At 57.0% G+C, this 23204-nt stretch carries 21 protein-coding genes; 8 read left to right on the forward strand and 13 right to left on the reverse strand.

Going from position 1 to position 23204, the window contains the following annotated elements:
* Positions 1-44 precede the first annotated feature (44 nt).
* Positions 45-1649 (reverse strand): DUF6538 domain-containing protein, encoded by a 1605-nt coding sequence (locus BLM14_RS10650; protein WP_099999338.1) that lies wholly within the window; start codon positions 1647-1649, stop codon positions 45-47.
* Positions 1650-2043: 394 nt separating this feature from the next.
* Between BLM14_RS10650 and BLM14_RS10655 the strand changes: the two genes are divergently transcribed.
* Positions 2044-2646 (forward strand): HupE/UreJ family protein, encoded by a 603-nt coding sequence (locus BLM14_RS10655; protein WP_099999339.1) that lies wholly within the window; start codon positions 2044-2046, stop codon positions 2644-2646.
* A 67-nt stretch (positions 2647-2713) separates the two neighbouring features.
* Here the strand turns inward: BLM14_RS10655 and lon are convergent, their stop codons facing one another.
* From lon to BLM14_RS10675, 4 genes are all read right to left on the reverse strand, one after another.
* Positions 2714-5134 (reverse strand): endopeptidase La, encoded by a 2421-nt coding sequence (gene lon, locus BLM14_RS10660; RefSeq protein ID WP_099999340.1) that lies wholly within the window; start codon positions 5132-5134, stop codon positions 2714-2716.
* 482 nt (positions 5135-5616) lie between these two features.
* Entirely contained in the window at positions 5617-6891 is a 1275-nt protein-coding gene (gene clpX, locus BLM14_RS10665; RefSeq protein ID WP_099999341.1) for an ATP-dependent Clp protease ATP-binding subunit ClpX, read from the reverse strand.
* Positions 6892-7100: 209 nt separating this feature from the next.
* Positions 7101-7730 (reverse strand): ATP-dependent Clp protease proteolytic subunit, encoded by a 630-nt coding sequence (locus BLM14_RS10670; RefSeq protein ID WP_099999342.1) that lies wholly within the window; start codon positions 7728-7730, stop codon positions 7101-7103.
* 147 nt (positions 7731-7877) lie between these two features.
* Complete coding sequence (locus BLM14_RS10675) at positions 7878-8981, reverse strand: NAD(P)/FAD-dependent oxidoreductase (protein ID WP_099999343.1); 1104 nt, start codon at positions 8979-8981, stop codon at positions 7878-7880.
* 111 nt (positions 8982-9092) lie between these two features.
* On the opposite strand from BLM14_RS10675, the gene BLM14_RS10680 reads away from it, so the two are divergent.
* Positions 9093-10343 carry a cytochrome P450 gene (locus tag BLM14_RS10680; RefSeq protein WP_100001199.1) on the forward strand — a complete coding sequence of 417 codons (1251 nt, stop codon included), beginning with the start codon at positions 9093-9095 and terminating at the stop codon, positions 10341-10343.
* On the opposite strand, the gene BLM14_RS10685 is transcribed toward BLM14_RS10680, so the two are convergent.
* From BLM14_RS10685 to BLM14_RS10705, 5 genes are all read right to left on the reverse strand, one after another.
* Positions 10344-10688: a cupin domain-containing protein gene (locus tag BLM14_RS10685; protein WP_099999344.1), complete on the reverse strand. Its 345-nt coding sequence runs from the start codon at positions 10686-10688 to the stop codon at positions 10344-10346.
* A gap of 4 nt (positions 10689-10692) precedes the next feature.
* Positions 10693-11979 (reverse strand): O-acetylhomoserine aminocarboxypropyltransferase, encoded by a 1287-nt coding sequence (locus BLM14_RS10690; RefSeq protein ID WP_099999345.1) that lies wholly within the window; start codon positions 11977-11979, stop codon positions 10693-10695.
* A 250-nt stretch (positions 11980-12229) separates the two neighbouring features.
* Complete coding sequence (locus BLM14_RS10695) at positions 12230-12661, reverse strand: CoA-binding protein (protein WP_099999346.1); 432 nt, start codon at positions 12659-12661, stop codon at positions 12230-12232.
* Positions 12662-12668: 7 nt separating this feature from the next.
* The gene (locus BLM14_RS10700; RefSeq protein WP_099999347.1) at positions 12669-13484 is read right to left on the reverse strand and encodes an enoyl-CoA hydratase; all 816 of its coding nucleotides are present in this window, start codon (positions 13482-13484) and stop codon (positions 12669-12671) included.
* 18 nt (positions 13485-13502) lie between these two features.
* The gene (locus BLM14_RS10705) at positions 13503-14051 is read right to left on the reverse strand and encodes a hypothetical protein (RefSeq protein WP_099999348.1); all 549 of its coding nucleotides are present in this window, start codon (positions 14049-14051) and stop codon (positions 13503-13505) included.
* A gap of 90 nt (positions 14052-14141) precedes the next feature.
* Between BLM14_RS10705 and BLM14_RS10710 the strand changes: the two genes are divergently transcribed.
* Entirely contained in the window at positions 14142-14564 is a 423-nt protein-coding gene (locus tag BLM14_RS10710) for a PaaI family thioesterase (RefSeq protein WP_099999349.1), read from the forward strand.
* Positions 14565-14707: 143 nt separating this feature from the next.
* Here the strand turns inward: BLM14_RS10710 and BLM14_RS10715 are convergent, their stop codons facing one another.
* The gene (locus BLM14_RS10715; RefSeq protein WP_100001201.1) at positions 14708-15562 is read right to left on the reverse strand and encodes an oxidoreductase; all 855 of its coding nucleotides are present in this window, start codon (positions 15560-15562) and stop codon (positions 14708-14710) included.
* 101 nt (positions 15563-15663) lie between these two features.
* Here BLM14_RS10715 and BLM14_RS10720 point away from each other — a divergent pair, with 101 nt between their 5' ends.
* The 4 genes from BLM14_RS10720 to BLM14_RS10735 all read left to right on the forward strand — a co-directional run bounded on the left by BLM14_RS10720 (position 15664) and on the right by BLM14_RS10735 (position 20368).
* The gene (locus tag BLM14_RS10720) at positions 15664-16560 is read left to right on the forward strand and encodes a LysR family transcriptional regulator (protein ID WP_099999350.1); all 897 of its coding nucleotides are present in this window, start codon (positions 15664-15666) and stop codon (positions 16558-16560) included.
* Positions 16561-16759: 199 nt separating this feature from the next.
* A complete protein-coding gene (locus BLM14_RS10725) occupies positions 16760-18169 on the forward strand; it encodes a DUF1254 domain-containing protein (RefSeq protein WP_100001202.1) in 1410 nt (469 codons plus the stop codon).
* Between the two features lie 112 nt (positions 18170-18281).
* The gene (locus BLM14_RS10730; protein WP_099999351.1) at positions 18282-20024 is read left to right on the forward strand and encodes an adenylate/guanylate cyclase domain-containing protein; all 1743 of its coding nucleotides are present in this window, start codon (positions 18282-18284) and stop codon (positions 20022-20024) included.
* Positions 20025-20098: 74 nt separating this feature from the next.
* Positions 20099-20368, forward strand: a complete 270-nt coding sequence (locus tag BLM14_RS10735) for a cyclase (RefSeq protein WP_099999352.1) — start codon at positions 20099-20101, stop codon at positions 20366-20368.
* A gap of 127 nt (positions 20369-20495) precedes the next feature.
* Here BLM14_RS10735 and BLM14_RS10740 read toward each other — a convergent pair whose 3' ends face one another.
* Entirely contained in the window at positions 20496-21122 is a 627-nt protein-coding gene (locus tag BLM14_RS10740) for a hypothetical protein (protein ID WP_099999353.1), read from the reverse strand.
* A gap of 199 nt (positions 21123-21321) precedes the next feature.
* On the opposite strand from BLM14_RS10740, the gene BLM14_RS10745 reads away from it, so the two are divergent.
* Positions 21322-22248: a Gfo/Idh/MocA family protein gene (locus BLM14_RS10745; RefSeq protein WP_099999354.1), complete on the forward strand. Its 927-nt coding sequence runs from the start codon at positions 21322-21324 to the stop codon at positions 22246-22248.
* A 42-nt stretch (positions 22249-22290) separates the two neighbouring features.
* Here BLM14_RS10745 and BLM14_RS10750 read toward each other — a convergent pair whose 3' ends face one another.
* The gene (locus BLM14_RS10750; protein ID WP_100001204.1) at positions 22291-23154 is read right to left on the reverse strand and encodes an SDR family NAD(P)-dependent oxidoreductase; all 864 of its coding nucleotides are present in this window, start codon (positions 23152-23154) and stop codon (positions 22291-22293) included.
* Between the last annotated feature and the right edge of the window lie 50 nt (positions 23155-23204).

The following is a 23204-nucleotide window of genomic DNA, read 5'->3' on the forward strand; positions in this document are numbered from 1 at the left end:
TTCAACCAGAAAGTGTGTAAAGTTATTAAGAAATCTTGGTAACTTTACAGAATTACTGGAAATTTCCGCATTTCTTCTGCCAATGCTGGTAGCATAGCATCTGACTTTCCATATAGAGCGCCAGAGCCGGCCATTGCGCGACCAGTGATGTAATATGCAGCCTCTTGGCTCAGCTTGCCAAAGCGCAAATCTTCGAAGAGATGCCGGAAGCCGTGATTAGGTGCCGGACTGTTTTCCTTCCTGCCGGTCATAACCTTCTCACGTATCCAGTCACGGGTGTTCTGTTCAACGCGAACATGGGTGAACAATCGACCTTTCGGCGCGGCGTTGACGAAAAGCAGGAAACCCTCTTTGACGATAGCTGGATGAATCGGAACCTTCCTCCCCTTCATCGTTTTAGTGGTGCGATCTCCGCCGACGCGAATTTGAAAGTACCAGTCGTCACCGATGTTGAAAATATCGTCCTTCTCAAGCTGAATAAGCTCGCCGATGCGCGCGCCGGAATAAGCCGCTAGCCAAGGAAGCCACCGGAAATGCGGCAACGTTTGTGCGCGGGCGGCTTTCAAAACCTTCTGCGCTTGAGCAATTGTATAGGTCTTTTTCGCGCTATCAGTCGCTTCTGCAATTGGTAGGTCTAAGTGTTCCAGTGGAAAGCCCTTCGGAAACAGCTTGCCGTTCGACTGCTTCAAGCCCCAATTCAGGACCGCCCTAACGGTTGCTACCTTGTCACGCACGGTCTTGCGCTGGTCGGTCGTAAGCAGATGATCACGCCATTGCTCGACTTCCTCTTTCGTGACGGTTGCGGCGCGGCTGCTTCCACGCCATTTTGCAAAACCTTCCACCTGTGTCCGGTATTTTGTGAATGTTCGGGGTGACTTGCGACCTCCCCCTAGACCGTTCTCCGATAGCCGCTCTTGCTCTTTGATGATGGCTTCAAAGCTTGTGTTATCGAGCGGCGCAAGGTTTGTATCGGACAGGATCGGGTCAGATGGAACGCCGGAGTAATCTCCCCTGTCCCGTTCGAAGGTCCGCTTCAAGAATTCGATCTCGCCTCTAAGCAGCCGGTGACACATTTCCTTGTAGGCCGGACTATCCCTTTCGATAATCAGCTTGTGGCGAGCAATGAACTCGTCGGCTGCATACTGTATGAGTGCAGTTTCGCCGGTTGTCAGATGTTGCTGAAGCACGTCGACTCTCACGCTTCGATTGTATGCATCGGTTTTGGCGCGGTCTTTCAACACCATGAAATCAAGCGAAGCGTCCATAACTGCGAACGGATCGTTGATATCGAGGCCGGTTCGTTGTGCGTCCGATATCATCGCCTGTTTCGCCGTCTCGATTTGCTCGGGGCTTGGTCGGCGCATTCGTTCATCATGGTCGCGTTCCAATTCCCGCCGGTAATGCTCGCTTACTGCTGCCCGCATGTCAGTTTCCGTGAAGGTGCGGCGCTCGCGAAGGTCTTCAAACTCGCGTTCCCAAGCATCGATTACGGCGCGAGCTTTCTTCTTGGCTTCCCGATAATCGCTCGTACCGAGCGATTTGGTTAGTTCGGAGCGCCTCACTACGTCCACCAAGTCAGCGGGAACGCGCAACCTTGCCTGATAATTCACGGTGCCTTTTCGGCGGGAAATGTTGCCGGTAATAGCCATTCGGAAACTGCTCCATGTGTAGCATGTCTGTGTAGCAGCGTTGTGTAGCAGTTTCCGATGAGAGATTCAAAGCAATATCAATAACCTAGAGCGAATATTGTATTCGATTTTTCCCAAAATTCTGTTCGAGTCTCTCATCGCCCACCATTCCCTTCCCTGAATTCGGTAATCATAAGTACCATCGGCGCGAAACCCGGCTTTAGCAGACAATATGGCCAGTGCCACTTTGTTGCAGATCGAGATGATTGATTCTGGACATCCTGACCCATGCGTCTGATTCTGTTCCGGTCGAAATATTGAGCAGACGCAGCATTTTGCTCTTTCGTCGGCGCATTTCTGCTGCAACAATAATTCCCAGCACTCCTTCCAAGAACGCTGAAAACGGGAACGTAAAATGTCATCCAGCCGCACGTCACGAATCGCCCTATCGCTTGCCGCCACGCTCTATCCTGCGCTTGCCTACGCCCATGTCGGTGTTGGCGAGACCAGCGGATTTGCCCAGGGCTTCACCCATCCCATTTCCGGCCTTGACCACGTGCTGGCAATGATGCTGGTCGGCGTCCTCGCCTTTCAGCTTGGCGGGCGTGCCTTGTGGCTCGTTCCCCTCACCTTTGTCGGCATGATGGCGGTTGGCGGCATGTTCGGCATTGCCGGCATCAATGTACCGTTCGTCGAACTCGGCATTGCCCTGTCCGTCGTCGTGCTTGGCGCAGCGGTCGCGTTCGAGGTAAAGCCACCCGTGGCAATCGCCGCTGGCCTGGTCGGGCTCTTCGCCGTTTTCCACGGCCATGCACACGGCGCAGAAATGCCGAATAGCGCCGGCGGCCTCGCTTATGCCAGCGGTTTCATAATTGCGACCGCCCTGCTCCATATTGTCGGCCTCAGCCTCGGACTGGTTATCGGCAAGATCGGCCGGCACGTAGGCCCAGGCATTGTTCGCGTTATTGGCGGCGTTGCAGCGCTTGCCGGCCTTGGCATCCTCACCGGTACGCTCTGAGGGACACAAATCGACGAATCGAAAAGGCCGGGCAATTTCTTGCCCGGCCTTTTCTTTTTAGCGCAATTTAATGAGCGATCTGTGCGCCCGCGTCGTCCTCGACAGCCGCAGCTGGCACATGAGCCGGTTCGGTCCATTCGATCGGCTCCGGCTGGCGTATCAATGCGTGCTTGAGCACTTCATTGGCATGCGAAACCGGAATGATCTCAAGGCCGTTCTTCACATTGTCCGGAATCTCCACCAGATCCTTGGCGTTTTCTTCCGGGATCAGAACCGTCTTGATGCCGCCGCGCAATGCGGCAAGCAGCTTTTCCTTCAGACCGCCGATTGGCAGCACTCTACCCCGCAAGGTGATCTCGCCAGTCATGGCGATATCCTTGCGAACCGGGATGCCTGTCAGTATCGAGACGATGGCTGTAACCATCGCGACACCAGCCGATGGACCGTCCTTCGGGGTTGCGCCTTCCGGCACGTGGACGTGGATATCACGACGATCGAACAGCGGCGGCTCAACGCCGAAATCGATGGCCCGTGAGCGAACATAGGATGCCGCCGCGGAAATCGATTCCTTCATCACGTCACGCAGATTGCCCGTCACGGTCATGCGACCCTTACCGGGCATCATCACACCTTCAATGGTCAGCAATTCGCCGCCCACTTCCGTCCAGGCGAGGCCTGTGACAACACCGACCTGATCTTCGCCGTCGATCTGACCGAAGCGGAACTTCTCGACACCAAGATATTCATCGATGTTCGATTCCGTAACCTTCACCGACTTCTTCTTGGTCTTCATGATTTCGGTGACAGCCTTGCGCGCCAATTTCATCAGTTCACGCTCAAGATTACGGACACCGGCCTCCCGCGTATAATTGCGGATGATCGCGCGGATCGCGTCTTCGGCGACCGAGAACTCCTTCGGCTGCAATGCATGATCGCGGATGGCCTTGGGCAACAGGTGCCGCTTGGCGATTTCCAGCTTCTCATCTTCCGTGTAACCGGCGATACGGATGATCTCCATGCGATCCATCAACGGACCCGGGATATTCAGCGTATTGGCAGTTGTCACGAACATCACATTCGAAAGGTCATATTCGACCTCGAGATAGTGATCCATGAAGGTCGAGTTCTGTTCCGGATCAAGCACCTCGAGCAAGGCCGACGATGGATCGCCGCGGAAATCCTGGCCCATCTTGTCGATTTCATCGAGCAGGAAGAGCGGATTGGACTTCTTCGCCTTCTTCATCGACTGGATGACCTTGCCGGGCATCGAGCCAATATAGGTGCGGCGGTGACCACGGATCTCGGCCTCATCGCGCACGCCGCCGAGCGACATGCGGATATATTCGCGGCCTGTCGCCTTGGCGATCGAGCGGGCCAGCGATGTCTTGCCGACACCGGGAGGACCAACAAGGCAAAGGATCGGACCCTTGATCTTGGTCGACCGCGCCTGCACCGCCAGATACTCGACAATGCGATCCTTGACCTTGTCCAAGCCATAATGCTCGGTGTCGAGAACCTCGTCGGCGAGATTTAGATCGTTCTTGATCTTCGACTTCTTGCCCCACGGAATAGACAGCAGCCAGTCGAGATAATTACGAACCACGGTCGCCTCGGCGGACATCGGGCTCATCTGACGCAGCTTTTTCAGCTCGGCATTGGCCTTTTCGCGGGCTTCCTTCGACAGCTTGGTCTTCTTGATGCGGTCTTCCAGCTCGGCAGCCTCGTCACGGCCATCTTCGCCGTCCCCGAGTTCCTTCTGGATCGCCTTCATCTGCTCATTCAGATAGTACTCGCGCTGGGTCTTCTCCATCTGGCGCTTGACGCGCGAGCGGATGCGCTTTTCCACCTGAAGCACGGAAATTTCCGACTCCATGAACGACATGGCCTTCTCCAGCCGCGCACGCACGGAGAGGATCGACAGCATGTCCTGCTTTTCAGGAATTTTGATTGCGAGATGCGAGGCGACCGTATCGGCCAGCTTCGAGTAATCCTCGATCTGTCCGGCAGCGCCAACGACTTCAGGCGAAATCTTCTTGTTCAGTTTTACGTAATTTTCGAAATCAGACACGACCGAACGCGCGAGCGCTTCCATTTCAACCGGATCTTCTTCCGGCTCGGCGAGCGTGACCGCGTTGGCTTCGTGGTAATCTTCGCGATCGCTGAAGCTGGTGATTTCAGCCCGGGCAATACCCTCGACCAAAACCTTCACCGTGCCGTCGGGCAATTTCAGCAATTGCAGGACGTTGGCAACAGTGCCAACCGTGTAAATCGCGTCAGCCTGCGGATCGTCGTCCGCAGCGTTCTTCTGTGTGGCAAGCAGGATTTGCTTGTCGACGCCCATAACTTCCTCAAGCGCACGAATGGATTTTTCGCGCCCGACGAAGAGTGGAACGATCATGTGAGGGAAGACAACGATATCGCGCAACGGCAGAACGGCATAAAGCCCGCTCTCGCCACCCGCCAGTGTCTTCTTGCTTGCAACCGTCATTTCATGTCCTTTCTCAGGCCATTTGGCCAGATCGCCACATCCGGGTACCCTTTGGCTGCATGATCAATCCAAAAATCGGAATCCACTTTTAAGGACTATACCCCAATCTTTGGAACCATGCACTGAGCGGCGTACTACCAGTTGTGCAGCTTAACCCTTACTTGGAGTGACGGCCTGCTTGTTTCAAGCATCCCGGCTTCAAGTGCATTCACAGAATCGTAATCTATCCTGCTCCTGCCAGAGCCCGAGCGCAATCTTTTGCAACGCAACACACCTATCGAGCAGGTGATTTTGGTGGAAATCATCGATGCTGCCGGTTTGCGGCCTTGCCGTATCGAGACCCCACGCTGCCACGCGAAATCCTGCGCCCGTATGGTAAACCAAACGTAAACAATTCTTCTTAGCGTAATTGCGAAGCGTATAAAACAGAAAAGCTCCGCGCAATGCGGAGCCTTCCGTTCATTGATAATGTTTCCAATGCATCAGGCGGAAACATTACCCTTTTCTTCCTTGCGCTCCGCATAGATGTAGAGAGGCCTGGAATTGCCTTCGACCACATCACCAGAGATTACGACCTCCTGGACGCCATCGAGCGTCGGCAGCTCGTACATCGTGTCGAGAAGGATTTTCTCCATGATTGACCGAAGGCCGCGTGCTCCTGTCTTGCGGGCAATCGCCTTCTTGGCGATGGCCTTCAGAGCATCCTCATGGAAAGTCAGCTCGACATTTTCCATGTCGAACAAACGCTGATACTGCTTGACCAAGGCATTCTTCGGCTCTGACAATATCTGCACCAATGCGACTTCGTCGAGATCTTCCAGCGTAGCGATGACAGGCAGACGACCAACGAATTCGGGGATCAAACCGAATTTCAGCAGATCCTCGGGCTCCAGTTCGCGGAAGATTGCGCCGACCCGGCGATCATCCGGCCCCTTGACCGCGGCACTGAAACCGATGGAGGTCTTTTCGCCGCGCGCCGAGATGATCTTGTCAAGGCCAGCAAATGCACCACCGCAAATGAACAGAATGTTCGTCGTATCCACTTGCAGGAATTCCTGCTGCGGGTGCTTGCGACCGCCTTGCGGCGGTACGGAAGCAACAGTGCCTTCCATGATCTTCAACAGTGCCTGCTGGACACCCTCGCCCGATACGTCGCGGGTAATCGAAGGATTGTCCGACTTGCGGCTAATCTTGTCGACTTCGTCGATGTAAACGATCCCGCGCTGCGCCCGTTCGACATTGTAGTCGGCAGACTGGAGCAGCTTCAGAATGATATTTTCGACGTCCTCACCGACATAACCGGCTTCCGTCAGCGTCGTCGCGTCTGCCATTGTGAACGGCACGTCGATGATGCGGGCGAGCGATTGCGCCAGATAAGTTTTGCCGCAACCGGTTGGACCAACGAGAAGGATGTTGGACTTCGCCAGTTCGACTTCATTGTTTTTCGATGCGTGGGCCAACCGCTTGTAGTGGTTATGGACCGCGACAGAGAGAACACGCTTGGCATGGTTCTGACCGATGACATAATCATCGAGAACAGCCATGATTTCCTGCGGCGTCGGGACGCCTTCACGAGATTTCACCATCGAGGATTTATTTTCCTCGCGGATGATGTCCATGCACAGCTCAACGCATTCATCACAGATGAATACAGTCGGACCCGCGATCAACTTGCGGACTTCGTGCTGGCTCTTCCCGCAAAACGAGCAATAAAGCGTATTCTTGGAATCGCCGCCGCCGTTGCTGACTTTGCTCATTGCAGTTTCCTTTCAGTATCGGACCCGCTCTCCCGGGACCGCCACTTCCTCCAGGTGGAAGTGAATAGTCATTCGTAGAATAGGCTTCCTAGCTCACCAATGGCTTAACGTAACGTCTGTTGGCCTCTATGCAAGCCGGATATGTGGCAGAAAGTCCGCAACCGAGTCAAAAAATGTTCATTTTCGACCCGGCGGGACGATTTAGCCGGTTACTTTCCGTCGCCTTCAATGATCGCACGCGATTCAAGTACCTTGTCGATCAGGCCGAACTCGAGTGATTCCTGTGCAGTCATGAAGTGATCGCGGTCCAGAGTACGTTCGATCGTCTCGTAATCACGACCTGAGTGCTTGACGTAAATCTCGTTCAAACGGCGCTTCATCTTGATGATGTCCTGGGCGTGGCGCTCGATATCGGAGGCCTGTCCCTGGAAACCGCCAGACGGCTGATGCAACATGATGCGAGCATTCGGAAGGACAAAACGCATGTCCTTTTCGCCAGCGGTCAGAAGCAAGGAACCCATGGATGCTGCCTGGCCGAAGCAAAGCGTCGATACCGCCGGGCGGATGAACTGCATAGTGTCATAAATCGCCATGCCGGAGGTCACGACACCACCTGGCGAGTTGATATACATGTTGATTTCTTTTTTCGGATTTTCCGATTCAAGGAAAAGCAACTGCGCGCAGATGAGCGTCGCCATGCCGTCCTCGATCGGTCCGGTAATGAAAATAATGCGTTCTTTCAGCAGGCGCGAGAAAATATCATAGGCCCGCTCGCCCCGATTGGTCTGTTCGACGACCATGGGCACGAGGTTCATAGCTGTTTCGATTGGATCTCTCATCGGTGGGCCTCAGCTTTTTTGGAGAATATGGGGTTCAAACACCCCAGATTCGTGGATTACACATTCGATACATAGGGCGTTGCCACCCGGTTCCGCAAGATGTTCAAGGCGCGATCCTCACCTCAAGGTGAACGCGCTCGACTAATATCACGCAGCCTCCGCCCTCAGCCAGCGCTGAAGCAAAGGCACATCACCATCACCGATAGACCTGGCGACGCGCCGTCCCACAGCCGCGCCAAATTTGTAGCCGTGACCCGAACAGGCTGAAACAACAAGGCATTTGTCCATTTCTGTCGCAAAGAACCGCTCGTCGGATGTGAAGGTGTAGGCACAGGTGACAACGTCGGTTACCTTGTATTCGGACAGCCGCTTTATCGGTGGTGCGAAGAGATCCCGAATAGCCTCACCCTCGCCTTGCGCCGGAATACGATCGAGATTGGCGTCAGGCGTCTTGCGTTTGTGCAGACCGGAACCGAACTTCAGACCACCGCCGCCGCTTGCCGGAATGATGTAACCATCGGTGCGACCGCCAACATCAAGCACAACGGGTGAGCTTTCCCAAGCAGCTTTGAGATCCGCTGGCGGTTCGAGATAGACAACGGCCGTGCGATAGGTGGTGAGCGTCGTCGCCAGCTTGGGGAACAGCTTCAATACCCATGCGCCGGCTGTCACGACGACCTTGTCGGCGAAAATGACCGTGCCATCCGCCATAGTAACCGTACCGGCAGCACTGTCCACCGCTGATACCCTGGTGTTCTCCAGGACGGTGGCCCCGCGAGCACGCAACCACCTCGCAATGTCGATTGCTATCTTCTTGCAATGGAGAGCACCGCCCTCCGGACAGAAGAAGGCGTAACGGAATGTCCCCTCTTCCAGATAGGCGTAGCGCTTCACAGCCTCCCGCGACTCATAGAGTTCCAGCGGATAGCCGCCATGCTCGAGGCCCTGGCGGTATTCTTCGGCCTCGTCACCCGCTTCACGCGATACGCAAATAAATCCGCGGGGATCGAGATGACTGCTTCCGATGTCGTGCCAAAGTTCATCCCAGGCTTCGTATGCTTCCGAAATTGCGTCGGCATAGCCGCCTGCATTGCCATAGGCCCGGCGGATGATGCGGTGGTGGTCGCCCGAAGCGGCAAGCGGATTGGGGATCGGTCCCTGCTCGATCAGTGTTACGTCGTGCCCCGCCTTGGTCAATGACCACGCAGTCGACAGACCGGCGATTCCTGCGCCGACGATGGTGATTTTCATGATTTGGTCCTGCTATGTCTTGGGAGAAAGCGAGATTCGGATGAATATGAAACGTTTTGTGCCGAATGCTCAATGGCTTTGGCCAATTTTGGCATAGATGGAACTCCGCTGATGTCCCTGTCCCGTCCTTCATCGTTTCGTTTTGAGCCCAAACATCGGCGCCTGCGCCTCGATCCGCACGACCAGACATTTTTCCAGGATCCCTATCAGGCCTATGCACAGCTGCATGCCGAGACGCCATCGTTCTTCTGGGAGAATTACGGCTTCTGGTGTTTCATCGGCTATGACGCCGTCAACAAATTGCTGCGAGACCGCCGCTTCGGCCGGGAAAAGCGTAACAGTGCGGCGGATTCGCAAGGCAATATCGGCGACCGCTCGCATCTGAAAGATTTCGACCATGTCGAAAAATTCTCGATGCTGGAGCTTGAGCCACCGAACCACACGCGGCTGCGCACGCTGGTCAATCGGGCATTCGTGTCGCGTCAGGTCGAGCGCCTGCGCCCGCGTATTCAAGCGCTGGCGCACGACCTGATCGACCGGTTCGAGCCGAGGGGCGAAGCTGATCTCATCGCCGACTTCGCAACGCCGATTCCAGTAACAATCATTGCGGAAATGCTGGGCGTCCCCACTGAAACCGCGCCGCAGTTGCTCGACTGGTCACATCGCATCGTCGCCATGTACATGCATGGCCGCAACCGCCAGTCGGAAGAGAGCGCCAATACCGCATCCGCGGAATTCGCCAGCTTCTTGCGCGATTATGCCGGACAGCGGCGCGCGGAGCCGGCGGATGACCTTCTCAGTCTGCTGCTGGCGGCCGAAGCCGATGGTTCAAAACTTTCGGAAGACGAACTCATAACCACTGCGATCCTCCTGCTCAACGCAGGGCATGAGGCAACTGTGCATCAGACCGGCAATGCGGTGAAGACGATCCTCGAAAGCGGTTCCGATCCAGCGATATTGTTCGCCGACGCGGAAAGCACAGCCAAAACAGTGGAGGAGTGCCTGAGGTTCGATGCCCCCCTGCACATGTTTACGCGCTATGCCTATGAGCAGATTGACCTTGGCGACGGCATTCTGCTCAAACCCGGCAACCAGATCGGCCTGATGCTGGGCGCCGGCAACCGCGATCCGCGCGCCTTCGCTGCGCCGGATACGTTCCTGCCGGATCGCAGCGAACAGAAGAACCTGTCATTTGGCGCGGGCATTCATTTCTGCATCGGTGCACCGCTGGCACGGCTTGAACTGCAGGTTGCATTGAGCGTGCTTTTCGAGCGCCTTCCCAACCTGGGGTTTAAGAAAAAGCCGATTTATCGCGACACATACCATTTCCACGGGTTGGAGCGGTTGGATGTGGAATGGTGATCAAAGCCTGATCACATACTCCTTCCGCGTCGTCTCAAGCACCTCCCATGTTCCGCGAAAGCCCGGGCGCAACACGAAGCTATCGCCAGCTCCGACGTGGTGTTCGATCCCGCCATCTTCGGTAATGACCGAGCGTCCGGACAGGATGTGGCAGAACTCCCATTCGTCGTAGGCGATACGCCATTTGCCGGGTGTTGCCTCCCAGATCCCTGCATAGATGCCGCCTTCGGCCTCGTCGCAATTCCACGTGCGGAACTGCGGATCACCTGAAATGACACGCTCTGGTTTTGGCGCACCATGTTCCGGGTCGAGGCCGTCGAAATCGATTTTGACTAACTTTTTCATGGGCCTAACCAGCCTTTGCAAGAGATTGTTCAAGGTCGGCGATTATATCCTCAACGCTTTCGATGCCAATGGAAAGGCGCACGACATCCGGTCCTGCGCCCGCCACGATTTTTTGCTCGTCGCCAAGTTGCCTATGTGTTGTCGAAGCCGGATGGATGATCAGTGATTTGGTATCGCCGATATTGGCAAGATGCGAGAAAAGCTGGAGACTTTCGACGAGTTTTACGCCGGCGTCGTAACCGCCCCTCAGCCCGAAGGTGAAAACGGATCCAGCACCTTTCGGCGCGTACTTTCGCTGCAGTTCATTATAGGGGTCTTCGGGGAGTCCGGCATAGCTGACCCATGCCACTTTCTCGTGTCTTGTCAGCCACTTAGCAACCACCAACGCATTGTCGGCATGGCGCTGCATGCGCAGCGGCAGAGTCTCGATACCGGTCAATATCTGGAATGCATTGAAAGGCGACAGCGCTGGTCCGAGGTCCCGCAAGCCAAGCACGCGGCAGGCAATGGCAAAGGCGAAATTTCCGAATGTGTCATGCAGGACGATGCCGTTATATTCGGGGCGCGGCTGCGACAGCAGCGGGTAGTCGCCGGATTTCGACCAGTCGAAAGTGCCGCAGTCGACGATGACACCGCCCATGGAATTGCCATGGCCCCCGAGGAACTTCGTCGCGGAATGTACAATGATATCAGCACCATGCTCGATCGGTCGAATAAGATAAGGCGACGCCAGGGTGTTGTCGACGATCAGCGGGAGACCATGCCTGTGGGCGATTTCGGCGATGGCGGCGATGTCGGTGATGATGCCGCCTGGGTTGGCGATGCTCTCGATGAAGATGGCGCGGGTCCGCTCATCGATCTGGGCTTCGAACGAAGGAAGATCGTCCGGCTCTGCCCAACGCACGCGCCAGTCGAAGGATTTGAACGACTGGCCGAATTGATTGATCGAACCGCCGTAGAGCTTGTTCGACGCAATGAAATTGTCACCCGGCTGCATCAGCGTATGAAATACCAAGAGTTGCGCCGCATGGCCGGATGCAACGCTGAGTGCCGCCGTGCCGCCTTCAAGTGCCGCTACACGTTCTTCCAGTACCGCATTGGTTGGATTGGTGATTCGCGTATAGACGTTGCCGAAAGCCTTCAATCCGAACAGCGAAGCTGCATGATCCGCGTCGTCGAAAACGAAGGCTGTCGTCTGGTAGATCGGCGTGGCCCGCGCTCCGGTTGTGGGGTCGGGCTGGGCACCCGCATGGACGGCAAGCGTTTCAATTCCCGGTGCGCGATGCGCCATGTATCTCTCCCTGTCATGCGATTGGTGTGGTCAGGCTATGGGATTGCGACGTTGGCGCCAAGCGGGCAATTCCGCAACCTCGCACAAACTAAATTCAGCTCTCGGTTGAGAATCCTGTCCCATTTTCGAAGATTCTCGTGCAAGAAACAGCAACTTTTGAAGAAAATCGACGAGAACGTTCAACTTGCTGTCCGGATTTGGCAAGGGGGCGTTGAATTTTCATGGTGGAAGGCTTCAATCGCCAAGCCGGCTATATCCCGAGGCGGGGATATTCGATCGCAGGGCAGCGATTCATGACGACGCTGATTCCGGCGGCTTCCGCACGGCGCGCCGCCTCTTCATGCTCAACGCCAAGCTGCATCCAGATGACCCGCGGCAGGACCTTCAGTGCCAGCACCTCGTCGACGAGGCCGCGAACGGCAAGGGAGTTGCGGAAGACATCGACCATATCTACCGGTCCGGGAATATCCGCGAGATGGGCATAGACGGTCTGTCCGAGTATCTGCTTGCCCGCCTGCCCCGGATTGACCGGAATGACGTGATAGCCCTTGGCCAGCAGAAACCTCATGACGGAATGACTCGGCCGCGCCTCGTTTGGCGACGCACCAACCAGGGCAATGGTCCTGACCGAGGTGAGGATGCCGCGAATGAAATCGTCGGAGTAATTTTCACGGTCCTGCATTGACGATCTACTCACCCTTCCACTCGGGCTGACGCTTCTCGATAAAAGCGTTAATCCCTTCTTCGGCGTCACGCGCCAGCATGTTCTCGACCATCACCTGCGCTGCATAATCATAGGCATCTGTCAGGCTCATCTCTGCCTGCCGGTAGAAGGCTTCCTTGCCGATCTTCACGGTCAAAGGTGATTTGGCAGCAATGGTTTGCGCGTATTTCCTGACAATCGGATTCAGATATTCCTGCGGCACCACGCGGTTGACCAACCCGAACTCGCGTGCCGTCGACGCATCGATGACCTCGCCGGTCAGCAGCATTTCCATCGCCTGCTTACGGGAGACGTTACGCGACAGCGCCACCATGGGCGTTGAGCAGAACAGACCGATATTGACGCCCGGCGTGCAGAAGGTGGATTTATCCGTGCAGATCGCAAGATCGCAGGAGGCGACGAGCTGGCAACCAGCGGCAGTCGCCAGGCCATCGACAGCAGCGATGACGGGCTTCGGATGATGGACTATCGCCTGCATCAGTTCGGCGCAGAGGCGCATGGTCTTCTCGAAGAAATCGCGGCCCCGATCCGCATCGTTGCGATGAGCCGTCAACTCCTTCAGATCATGCCCGGCGGAAAACAGTTTTTGCGCCGAATCGATGATGACGACGCGGATTGCCCTGTCATCCCGTGCCGCGACCAGATGATCGAGCAGCAATTGCATCATTGCCATGGAAAGTGCATTGGCTGGGGGATTTTGCAGTGTCAGCCGCAGGACTCCGCCCGCCAATTCATGCCCGACGATCGGCTCTTCCGGGCGGATGGCGTGGATTTCTCCCATGTCGTTCCTCTTTGGCGACTATTGGCTGGGCGGCGCCCAAAGTTCATAGAATGGTTTCAACGTGCGCAAATGGCGCTGGACAATCGCCATGTTCGCCGGTGTTGGTTTTGCATTCTCCACCCGGGCAAGTCCAGCCTTCAATCCCTCGATCATGTCGGTCTTTTCCTTGTCGGAAAGATTGGCCATGGCAGGAATGGAACTGATCGCCTTTTCCACTTCCTGGCGGGGATCGGGGTGGGTCAGCCAATGATAGGTGACCATGATCGTATTTGTGGTGTCGACCCAGTCGGCAAAGTTGGCAAAACCAAACTCTGCGGCCTTCTTGTCCAGTATCGCCGTCCGCTGCTCCGCTTCGCCCTTCCCGTCCAGTTCCTTCACTGTGGCGGCAACGGGGGCAAAGCCATAGAGAAAGCGCGTGACCATATCTTCGGTCAACGCGATGGGGCGGTCAGGCAGAACGAAGGCTTCAACGGTTTGCACCGGCGGCACCGGACTTTGCGAGGCGAGGAACCCCGCATAAGCAAGCGCGGCAAAACAGGTTGCAATAACTAATCCTGGCGGTTTCATGGCCTCATCCTTGCAAGACGATGCGGATTACTAGAAATAGCAGCGAATTCTTTAAGAAAACAGTCGGAGGACAAGCCTGTGGGGATATTGATGGACGTCGAAGCGCTGTCATCCTTTCTGGAGCGTGAATTTCCGCAGGTAAATGCCGATGGATTGGCCTTTACGGTCATCGATGCCGGTCCCGGCTTTGCTTCCATGCGGCTTGATCCGCTGGAACGGCATTTGCGCCCCGGCGGGACCGTATCCGGCCCAACGCTGTTTGCGCTGGCCGATATCACCGCCTATGTCGCGATCCTCGCGCAGATCGGCCCGGTCGCGCTGGCCGTGACGACGAACCTCAACATCAATTTCCTGCGCAAACCCGAGCTTGGCCCCATCGATGCGGTGGCAAACCTTCTGAAGTTGGGAAAGCGGCTCGCAGTGGTGGAAATCGCAATGACCAGCGGCGTCAATGGCGAGCTCGTGGCCCATGCGACCTCCACCTATTCGATTCCTCCGCGAGTGAGCGACTAGGCGCTGTTGCGCGCCGATCGGCGCGTCAGGGCGCGGGGGTAACGCGCTGCCAGAAGTCATCAAAGGCGATACTGTCGAAGAACGCTGAAGCTTTGACGATCACGATATGAGGTCGGCGTCCGGAAACCCCGACCTCAAACAGGTTAGGCCGAATGAGCACCCGCATCCTCAGGGAAGTCCGTCGAGATCGCCAGATCCCGCCATGCAGCAAGTTCTTCAGCAACGCTGGCATTCTTCGATTCGATCGCGGCGACGGTGTCCGAACCAAACGGCATGCGCAGCGGCGGGTTGGGAGCATTTGCCAGCGTTATCATAGCCTTGGCCAGCCGGGCTGGATCACCGGGCTGAGCATGATTGTGATCGCCAGCAAAGGCTCGCATTGCGCCAGCGGGCGTATCGTTATAGTCCGGGATCACGCTGGGGCTGACGACAAGGGAACTTTCGTCAAGAAAGTCGGTCCGGAAGAAGCCGGGCTCAACCACTGTGACCTTTACGCCAAGCGGCTGCAACTCGGCCGAAAATGCTTCGGAAAGCGCTTCGACTGCGAACTTGGTCGAGCAGTAGACACCCCAGCCCGGGTAGCTCATATAACCGCCAATCGACGATATGTTGATGACGTGCCCGGAACGCTGCCGGCGCATGTGGGGCAGAACGGCGCGTGTCACCTTCAAAAGGCCGAAGACGTTGGTCGCATACAGCTTCTCGATCTCCGCAGACGTTGCTTCCTCGACAGCCCCGAGCAGGCCGAATCCGGCGTTGTTCAAGAGGACGTCAATCTTGCCGAAACGCTTGATGGCTTGCTCGGCAGCAGCGTTGGCCTGAACCTCGCTGGTAACGTCTAGGGCGACTGCGAGCAAATTCGGATGATTTCCAAATTTTGCGCTGACAGTTTCCGGGTTGCGGGCGGTCGCCACGACGGCATCCCCCGCATCCAAAGCCTCTTGAGCGATCAAAGCGCCAAATCCGCGCGACGCCCCTGTGATAAACCAAACACGCATGATCTTTTCCTTTCGTGATTGAATGCTGACGAAAGTTACCGCATGGATTAAGATGAAATAATCGCCTTTATTCTCCATGAGGCAGTGAGGAGAACTCATCAATGCGAAAAATAGGGCCAGCTGACCTCGCCACATTCCTGACGATCGCGCAGCACAGAAGCTTCCGAAAAGCTGCCGTCGAACTTGGGGTTACGCCGTCTGCGCTCAGTCACTCCCTGCGGTCGATTGAGGAGCGCCTCGATATACGTCTCGTCAACCGGACCACACGAAGCGTAGCGCTGACGGAGGCGGGTCAACAGCTTTTCACCCGCATCAATCCCGCCTTCCTCGATATTGAGGACGCGCTTGAGGATCTAAACGCATTTCGCGGGCGGCCGTCCGGCAAGCTTCGCATCAATGCCCCCCGCGCGGCTGCAAAGCTGGTGCTCTTGCCAATCATATCCCGGTTCCTGCAGGTCCATCCTGCGGTCGAAGTCGAACTGGTGGTGGACGACGCTTTGATCGATATGGTGTCTGCAGGTTTCGATGCCGGCGTGCGCTTTGGTGAAATGATCGCCGGCGACATGGTCGCGGTGCCGATCGGACCGCGACATCGATTTGCAGTGGTCGGTTCACCCCAGCATTTTGAGCGCTATCCCGAGCCGATCACGCCACAGGATCTGAGCCACCACCCGTGTATACGCTACCGCTTCGCAAGCGGGGCCTTCTATCGATGGGAGTTCGAGAAAGGCGGGATTGAACTGGAAATCGAGGTAACCGGATCGCTCACGCTGGGCGATCAAGACCTTATGGTTGAAGCCGCCATAAATGGTGCCGGCCTGGCGTATCTTTTCGAGGAGCAAGTGCAGATGCACATATCCGAAGGGCGGCTGCAACGGGTGTTGGATCAATGGTGCCCCTATTACCCCGGCTTCTTCCTCTATTATACAAGCCGCCGACAACTTCCGACCGCAATGCGTGCGTTCATCGATTTTCTCAAGGTCGAGCGCAGAAACTAACCAGGACGCGCCTAGGCCCGGTCTGCGGACATTTGACCCTCCATCGGCATAGGCCGTGCCTGCGGATTAACAGTTACGTACTTGTTCTTTTCTCCCGACGCGAACTCACTGGTTGGAAACGAGGCAGAAACGAACAGGCAAGCATCAGGATTGCTGTTCATGGAGGCCTCACTCGAACCCGGGGAAGGACATAGTGATCATGACAACCATAACACGCAGAGGCTTCGTCGGCGGGATCGCCCTGATCCCGGCCTTTCGCCTCAGAGCGGCATACGGCCAAACCAGCGTTACCCCCGCCGAGGCTCGCGCCATTGCCAAAGAGGCCTATATTTACGGCTTCCCCATGGTGGACAACTATCGTATCCAGCACGCTTATTTCGTCGACGCCAATAATCCCGAATACAAGGGACCCTGGAACCAGATCGTCAACATTCCGCGCGTCTATACGCCGGCCGACACGGCGATCCAGACACCCAATTCCGATACGCCATATTCGTTCATTGGCCTAGATCTGCGCGCCGAACCCGTTGTGCTTACGGTGCCAACGATCGAAAAGGACCGCTACTTCAGCGTCCAGCTCATCGATGCCTATACATTCAACTTCGATTACATTGGCAGCCGCGCCACCGGAAACGATGGCGGCACCTTCCTGATCGCTGGGCCGGGCTGGAAAGGCGAGACCCCGAAAGGCGTGAAGAAAGTGATTCGCTCGGAGACCGAGTTTGTGCTCGGCGGCTATCGCACACAGCTTTTCAACCCGGAAGACCTCGACAACGTGAAGAAAGTCCAGGCCGGTTACAAGGCCGAGCCGCTCTCGGCGTTTCTCGGCCAGCCGGCACCGACAGCCCCGCCGGCCGTCGATTTTATCCAGCCGCTGACATCGGACGAAGAGAAGACATCGCTCAAGTTTTTCAACATCCTGAATTTCATCCTGCAATACTGCCCGACCGATCCCTCAGAAACCGAACTGATGGCGCGTTTTGCCAAGATCGGGGTTGGTGCCGGCAAAGCCTTCGACGCGAGCACGCTTTCGTCCGAAATGAAAACTGCTATCGAGCAGGGAATAGCCGACGCCTGGGTCGATCTTGAGAACTTGCGCAAACGGATAGATTCGAAGGAAGTGACCTCCGGCGATCTGTTCGGTACGCGAGAATATTTGAAGAACAACTATCTCTACCGCATGGCCGCAGCCGTGCTTGGCATCTATGGCAACTCCAAGCAGGAGGCGATGTATCCCGTCTATGCGATCGATTCCGACGGTCGGAAGCTCGACGGCTCCCATCAATATACCGTGCAGTTCGCGCCCGGCCAGCTGCCACCTGTCAACGCCTTCTGGTCGCTGACGATGTATGATCTGCCGGCGAGCCTGCTCGTGGCCAATCCGATCAACCGCTATTTGCTCAACTCGCCGATGCTGCCCCAATTCGTGAAGGACGCCGATGGCGGCCTGACGTTCTATATCCAGAATGAGTCGCCGGGCAAGGACAAGGAGCCGAACTGGCTTCCCGCCCCCAAGGGCGCGTTCGTCATTGCGATGCGCCTCTACTGGCCAAAAGATGAAGCGCTGGATGGGAAATGGACCGCGCCGCCGATGAAGCGGACGGCATAGAAGACCTTGTTGCCCAAACAGATGCGCTGCCAGATCGCTTGTCGCAAGTTCACAGCAGGGAAGCGTTGGCGGGGCGTTTATGCTAGTCTGAGCCGAGGGTGGAACAGGCGCTATGAGCGACAAGCGGAAAATCGCGGCGATCCTGGTCGCGGATGTGGTCGGCTACAGCCGTCTCGCAGGCGCAGACGAGGATCGCATCCTGGCGCGGCTTCGGGCGCTGCGCAGCGATCTGATTGATCCGACCATCGCCGTGCACAATGGCCGCATAGTGAAGCGCACAGGAGACGGGAGCCTCATCGAATTCCGCAGTGTCGTCGATGCCGTGCGCTGCGCCATTGAAGTGCAGAACAGCATGGTCGAGCGCAACGCCGGCCTGCCGCCCGAGCGCCGCATCGAGTTTCGTGTCGGCATCCATCTGGGCGATGTGGTCGAAGAGAGCGATGGTGATCTCATGGGAGACGGCGTCAATATCGCCGCTCGATTGGAAGCAATTGCCAAGCCCGGCGCGATCTGTCTGTCCGAAGATGCCTACCGCCAGGTGAAAGCGAGACTCGATATCCTTGCAACCGATCTCGGGGCGACGCAACTCAAGAACATCGCTGAACCGATCCGGGTGTATTCGCTTCAGGTCGGGGCCGTTGCAACGGAATCTGCAGCGCCACCCGTCCCCGATAAGCCCTCCATCGCCGTGCTCGCGTTCAACAATATGAGCGGCGATGCCGAACAGGAGTATTTCTCTGACGGAATCAGCGAAGACATCATTACTGACCTCTCGAGGCTCTCCGAATTGCACGTGATCGCCCGCAATTCGTCTTTCGTTTACAAGAAAGCAGCGGTCTCCGTGCCGGATGTGGCCAAGGCACTAGGCGTCCGCTACGTGCTCGAGGGCAGCGTCCGCAAGGCTGGTAACCGGGTGCGGGTCACAGCACAGTTGATCGATTCGTGCAGCGGCGGACACGTCTGGGCCAACCGGTTCGATCGTGACCTCACGGATATTTTCGCGGTTCAGGACGAAATTACGCAAGAGATCGTGGCTGCGCTCAAGCTCAAGCTGACAGTGAGCGAAAAGGGTCAGCTTGCCCGTGAGCGCGCGGTGAACGTCGAGGCGTACGAGTTCTTCTTGCGCGGCCGGGAACAGAGTTTGACGTGCACCCGAACTGGAAACATCGCGGCGCGCAACCTGGCAGAAGCCGCCATCGCCGTCGATCCAGGATATGAGGCGGCGCACGCACTCATCGCCTTCACCCATGTGCTCGACTACATCAACGCCTGGAGCGCCGATCCCGAGCGCTCACTGCGGACCGGGCTGGAGCTCGCACATCAAGCGGTGGGGATGGACGAGGAACGGCCCGACGGTCACTTCGCGCTGGGCATGGCTTGCATGTGGAGCCGTGACCTGGACCGCGCTCGGGCGGAGGTGCAACGGGGCCTTGCGCTTTCGCCCAACTCAATCGACCTCCTCATGTTGAAGGCCCATATCCAGATATTCTCGGGTGAGCCTGCAGGCGCGCTCCAGACGCTTGATGCTGCAATGCTGTTGGACCCGCATTACCCGGAAGTCCTTCTCCAATTTCTCGCCGATGCACGCTTTTCCCTCGGCGATTATGAGCAAGCGATGACCGCGCTCGAGCAGCGGCTCGCACGAAACCCCCAGTCTGAGACCGCCTATGCCCTGCTCGCGTCCTGCTATGGCCACCTCGGACGAGCTGAGGAAAGCCGGCGCGCCTGGGAACAAGCGCTCCAGCTGAATCCGGCCTTTTCTATCGAACGCCGCCGCCGCGTCCTTCCGTTCCGGAACCCCGAGGACTTTCAGCGCCGCGTTGAAGGAATCCGCAAGGCGGGGCTGATCGTCTGACGCGTTCGCCTACCGTCAATCCAAGCAATAATGAACGTCAGAGTGACAACGGGAATACAACCAAGGAGGGTGAAATGACGACATTGTTCGTGAGGCATATGGTTTCCGACTACAAGAACTGGCGGAAGGCCTATGATGCGTTTTCGTCGGTCCAGAGGGCAAACGGTGTTACGGCAGAGGCAGTGTATCAAGCTACCGATAACCCCAATGACGTTACTGTTACCCACGAGTTCGCGACGCTGGAAGCGGCTCAGGCCTTCATCAAGCTCGAAGAGTTAAGCAAGGCGATGCAGAGCGGTGGCGTGGTCGGGACACCGACAGTCTGGTTCACCCAAAAGGTATGATCCTGCGGGAACGACGGAGAAGCTGCTTAAGAGATCGCGGGAAACAATGCATCAATGTGCGGCCTTCCCGGCGCGAAGAATCCCTCTGGCAAGCGTGAAGGTCGTTCAAACGGACGACGCCTTCCGATCAGTTTGCGGCAAAGCAATAAAAGAGACCGTCGCCCCCGGTGCCTTTGAAAGCCTCCTGCGTGCAGCCGCCGCGCGTCGGATGTGAGGAATTCCACGATTTGGCTTCGGCGGAATCGTTCAAGCCCGTGCGGTCGCTGTGACCGACAATCGCGGCCCCCTCCGCACCTCCCATCGTCCAGTTGCCGCACGTTTCCGGTGCAGCGGTGCCATCGGCCTTCGACCCGGTCAGAATGTCGTGGCGGTTCGGTGTGTCACCGCGGCCGTTGATGACTTCGCCCTTTTCGTTGAGCGCCGTCTGCTTGGTCAGGTTGTTCTTGTCGCCATGAAGCGAGGCGACGTCATCGGCTATCTTTTCGCCCTTGGCGTTGTACCACGGGCCTTGGCCGATGCGGTCTTTGGCGTTTTCGGCATCGGTGGAAAGATAAGCTTTCCAGGTCTTGCCCGTCGATCCGCTGCCCGTGGCAAGCGTGTTGCAGTAGGCGTCAGCGCCCGCAAGGCCGCCGAGGTCGCCGCCCTTCCCGGGATTTGCGCTGGTGACGAAGAAACTCATGGTGGTGTCCTGGGCATAGGTCCCCACGACCGAACAGGCCAAAATGGCCGCGACAAATGCGAGCCGGCGTCTCATAGCGTCCCTCCCTGATTGATCTTTAGACCTGAGACGAGCGTATGGCGGACAAAGATCAGAGTAAAATCGAAATCTCGTGATGAAACGCAAGCCAATTCTCCTGCGCGCCAATGACGCAAACACACCACCATTAGTCTTCTTCTAATACCGGCCGTGATAAGTCATACTTTAAGGCGAAACATCAAAGCGAGTTCACAACATGCCACCTATCAATCTTGCCATCGTTGGCGTCGGCAAAATCGTCCGCGACCAGCATCTCCCCTCGGTCGCCAGGAGCGCGGATTTCAATCTCGTCGCGACAGCAAGCCGCCACGGCACGATCGATGGGGTTCCGGCCTACAAGACCATCGACGAAATGCTGGATGCAGTCCCTTCGATAGATGCCGTGTCTCTGTGCATGCCACCGCAATATCGTTACGAAGCCGCCCATAAGGCGCTCTCTGCCGGCAAACATGTTTTTCTGGAAAAACCACCGGGAGCCACGCTTTCCGAAGTCGCTGATCTGGAAGCGATTGCTGCGGCCAGGGGTGTATCACTCTTTGCAAGCTGGCATTCGCGCTATGCTCCGGCCGTCGAGCCTGCCAAAGCTTTCCTCGCATCCACGCACATCAAGAGTGTGGAAGTCATCTGGAAGGAAGACGTGCGTCACTGGCACCCGAACCAGGCCTGGATCTGGCAAGCTGGCGGGCTTGGCGTTTTTGATCCGGGTATCAACGCGCTTTCGATCATCACGCATATATTACCGAAGGCCGCCTTCATCACAGCCGCGACGCTCGAGTTCCCGGAGAATTGCGACGCCCCCATTGCAGCGGAGCTACATTTCAAGGATGCCGACAATCTGACAATCCACGCCGTATTCGACTGGCGGCAAACCGGGAAGCAGACCTGGGATATCGTCGCCGAGACCAACGCAGGCACGATGGTCCTCGCAGAAGGCGGCGCGAAGCTCTCGATCAACGGCGATCTAAAATTCGCGGAGCCGGAGCAGGAATATTCTGCGCTCTATAGTCGTTTTGCCCAAATCATAAAATCGGGCACTTCGGATGTCGACATAGCGCCGCTCCGCCACGTGGCCGATGCCTTCTTGCTCGGCAAGCGGAAGTCTGTGGCGGCCTTCCACGATTGATTGGATTATTGGTCTGCTTGTGACGACATGCCGAAAACGGGTCTAGGCGTGGCGGCGGTGCTTGCAGCATTTCTTGAATTTCTTGCCTGACCCGCATGGGCACGGATCATTGCCGCTGCGTTGCAGCCGGCCGATCAGGGGCAGCATCACGGCAGCAGGCAAGAACTTCGCCGCAAGGATTGCCAGCTTTGCTGAAATGCCCGGCACAACCAGACGACGACGGGATTTGAACCCTCGCCATGCGCGTTCGGCGACTTCGTCCGGCTCCAGCATGGGCAAGAGGTTGAAGAGCGATGCATGTTTGGCGCCGGCCCTCGCATGAAATTCCGTCGATACGGGCCCGGGTGCCAAGCATGTGATGGTGACGCCAGTACGGCGTAGTTCCTGATGAAGCGCATACGAGAAGGATCGCACGAAACTTTTGCTGGAATAGTACAAAGCCATGTAAGGCCCGGGAACGAAACCTGCCACCGAGCTGAGATTGATCACCCCGCCTCGCCCGCGCACCACCATTTCCGGCAGAAAATGCAGCGTCATTTCCGTGAGGGCACGTATGTTGAGATCAATGATTCCAAGTTGATCATCGATCGGGAGTGCCGTCGCCGCACCGCGCAGACCATAGCCGGCGCTGTTGACCAGGACATCGCAGATCAGGCCGTGCGTGGACAGAAAACTCTCCAGCTGCGTTGCCGCATCGTGTCCCAAGAGATCCAACTCAAGCGTGAACGCCTCGCCGCCTGCCTCTACCACCTCAGCCGCAGCAGCGCTCAACCCGCCCGGCGAGCGCGCAGCGAGCACAACAGCGCTGCCGCGATCCCGGGCAACGACTCTGGCGATTGCCCGTCCAATACCACTTGACGCGCCTATAACGACGACGGCTGGTCGAAGCTCACCCTGCGAAATCATAACTGTCCCTGAAGCCCACATGCTGGTGATATCAGCAAGCTTCCCCCGGT

The sequence above is a fragment of the Phyllobacterium zundukense genome (genome assembly GCF_002764115.1).
GTDB classification, from domain to species: domain Bacteria; phylum Pseudomonadota; class Alphaproteobacteria; order Rhizobiales; family Rhizobiaceae; genus Phyllobacterium; species Phyllobacterium zundukense.

Coding starts and splice junctions, on each gene's coding strand:
- BLM14_RS10650 (WP_099999338.1), bottom strand. CDS start 1,649: ATGGCTATTACCGGCAACATTTCCCGCCGAAAAGGCACCGTGAATTAT.
- BLM14_RS10655 (WP_099999339.1), top strand. CDS start 2,044: ATGTCATCCAGCCGCACGTCACGAATCGCCCTATCGCTTGCCGCCACG.
- lon (WP_099999340.1), bottom strand. CDS start 5,134: ATGACGGTTGCAAGCAAGAAGACACTGGCGGGTGGCGAGAGCGGGCTT.
- clpX (WP_099999341.1), bottom strand. CDS start 6,891: ATGAGCAAAGTCAGCAACGGCGGCGGCGATTCCAAGAATACGCTTTAT.
- BLM14_RS10670 (WP_099999342.1), bottom strand. CDS start 7,730: ATGAGAGATCCAATCGAAACAGCTATGAACCTCGTGCCCATGGTCGTC.
- BLM14_RS10675 (WP_099999343.1), bottom strand. CDS start 8,981: ATGAAAATCACCATCGTCGGCGCAGGAATCGCCGGTCTGTCGACTGCG.
- BLM14_RS10680 (WP_100001199.1), top strand. CDS start 9,093: ATGTCCCTGTCCCGTCCTTCATCGTTTCGTTTTGAGCCCAAACATCGG.
- BLM14_RS10685 (WP_099999344.1), bottom strand. CDS start 10,688: ATGAAAAAGTTAGTCAAAATCGATTTCGACGGCCTCGACCCGGAACAT.
- BLM14_RS10690 (WP_099999345.1), bottom strand. CDS start 11,979: ATGGCGCATCGCGCACCGGGAATTGAAACGCTTGCCGTCCATGCGGGT.
- BLM14_RS10695 (WP_099999346.1), bottom strand. CDS start 12,661: ATGCAGGACCGTGAAAATTACTCCGACGATTTCATTCGCGGCATCCTC.
- BLM14_RS10700 (WP_099999347.1), bottom strand. CDS start 13,484: ATGGGAGAAATCCACGCCATCCGCCCGGAAGAGCCGATCGTCGGGCAT.
- BLM14_RS10705 (WP_099999348.1), bottom strand. CDS start 14,051: ATGAAACCGCCAGGATTAGTTATTGCAACCTGTTTTGCCGCGCTTGCT.
- BLM14_RS10710 (WP_099999349.1), top strand. CDS start 14,142: ATGGACGTCGAAGCGCTGTCATCCTTTCTGGAGCGTGAATTTCCGCAG.
- BLM14_RS10715 (WP_100001201.1), bottom strand. CDS start 15,562: ATGCGTGTTTGGTTTATCACAGGGGCGTCGCGCGGATTTGGCGCTTTG.
- BLM14_RS10720 (WP_099999350.1), top strand. CDS start 15,664: ATGCGAAAAATAGGGCCAGCTGACCTCGCCACATTCCTGACGATCGCG.
- BLM14_RS10725 (WP_100001202.1), top strand. CDS start 16,760: ATGACAACCATAACACGCAGAGGCTTCGTCGGCGGGATCGCCCTGATC.
- BLM14_RS10730 (WP_099999351.1), top strand. CDS start 18,282: ATGAGCGACAAGCGGAAAATCGCGGCGATCCTGGTCGCGGATGTGGTC.
- BLM14_RS10735 (WP_099999352.1), top strand. CDS start 20,099: ATGACGACATTGTTCGTGAGGCATATGGTTTCCGACTACAAGAACTGG.
- BLM14_RS10740 (WP_099999353.1), bottom strand. CDS start 21,122: ATGAGACGCCGGCTCGCATTTGTCGCGGCCATTTTGGCCTGTTCGGTC.
- BLM14_RS10745 (WP_099999354.1), top strand. CDS start 21,322: ATGCCACCTATCAATCTTGCCATCGTTGGCGTCGGCAAAATCGTCCGC.
- BLM14_RS10750 (WP_100001204.1), bottom strand. CDS start 23,154: ATGATTTCGCAGGGTGAGCTTCGACCAGCCGTCGTCGTTATAGGCGCG.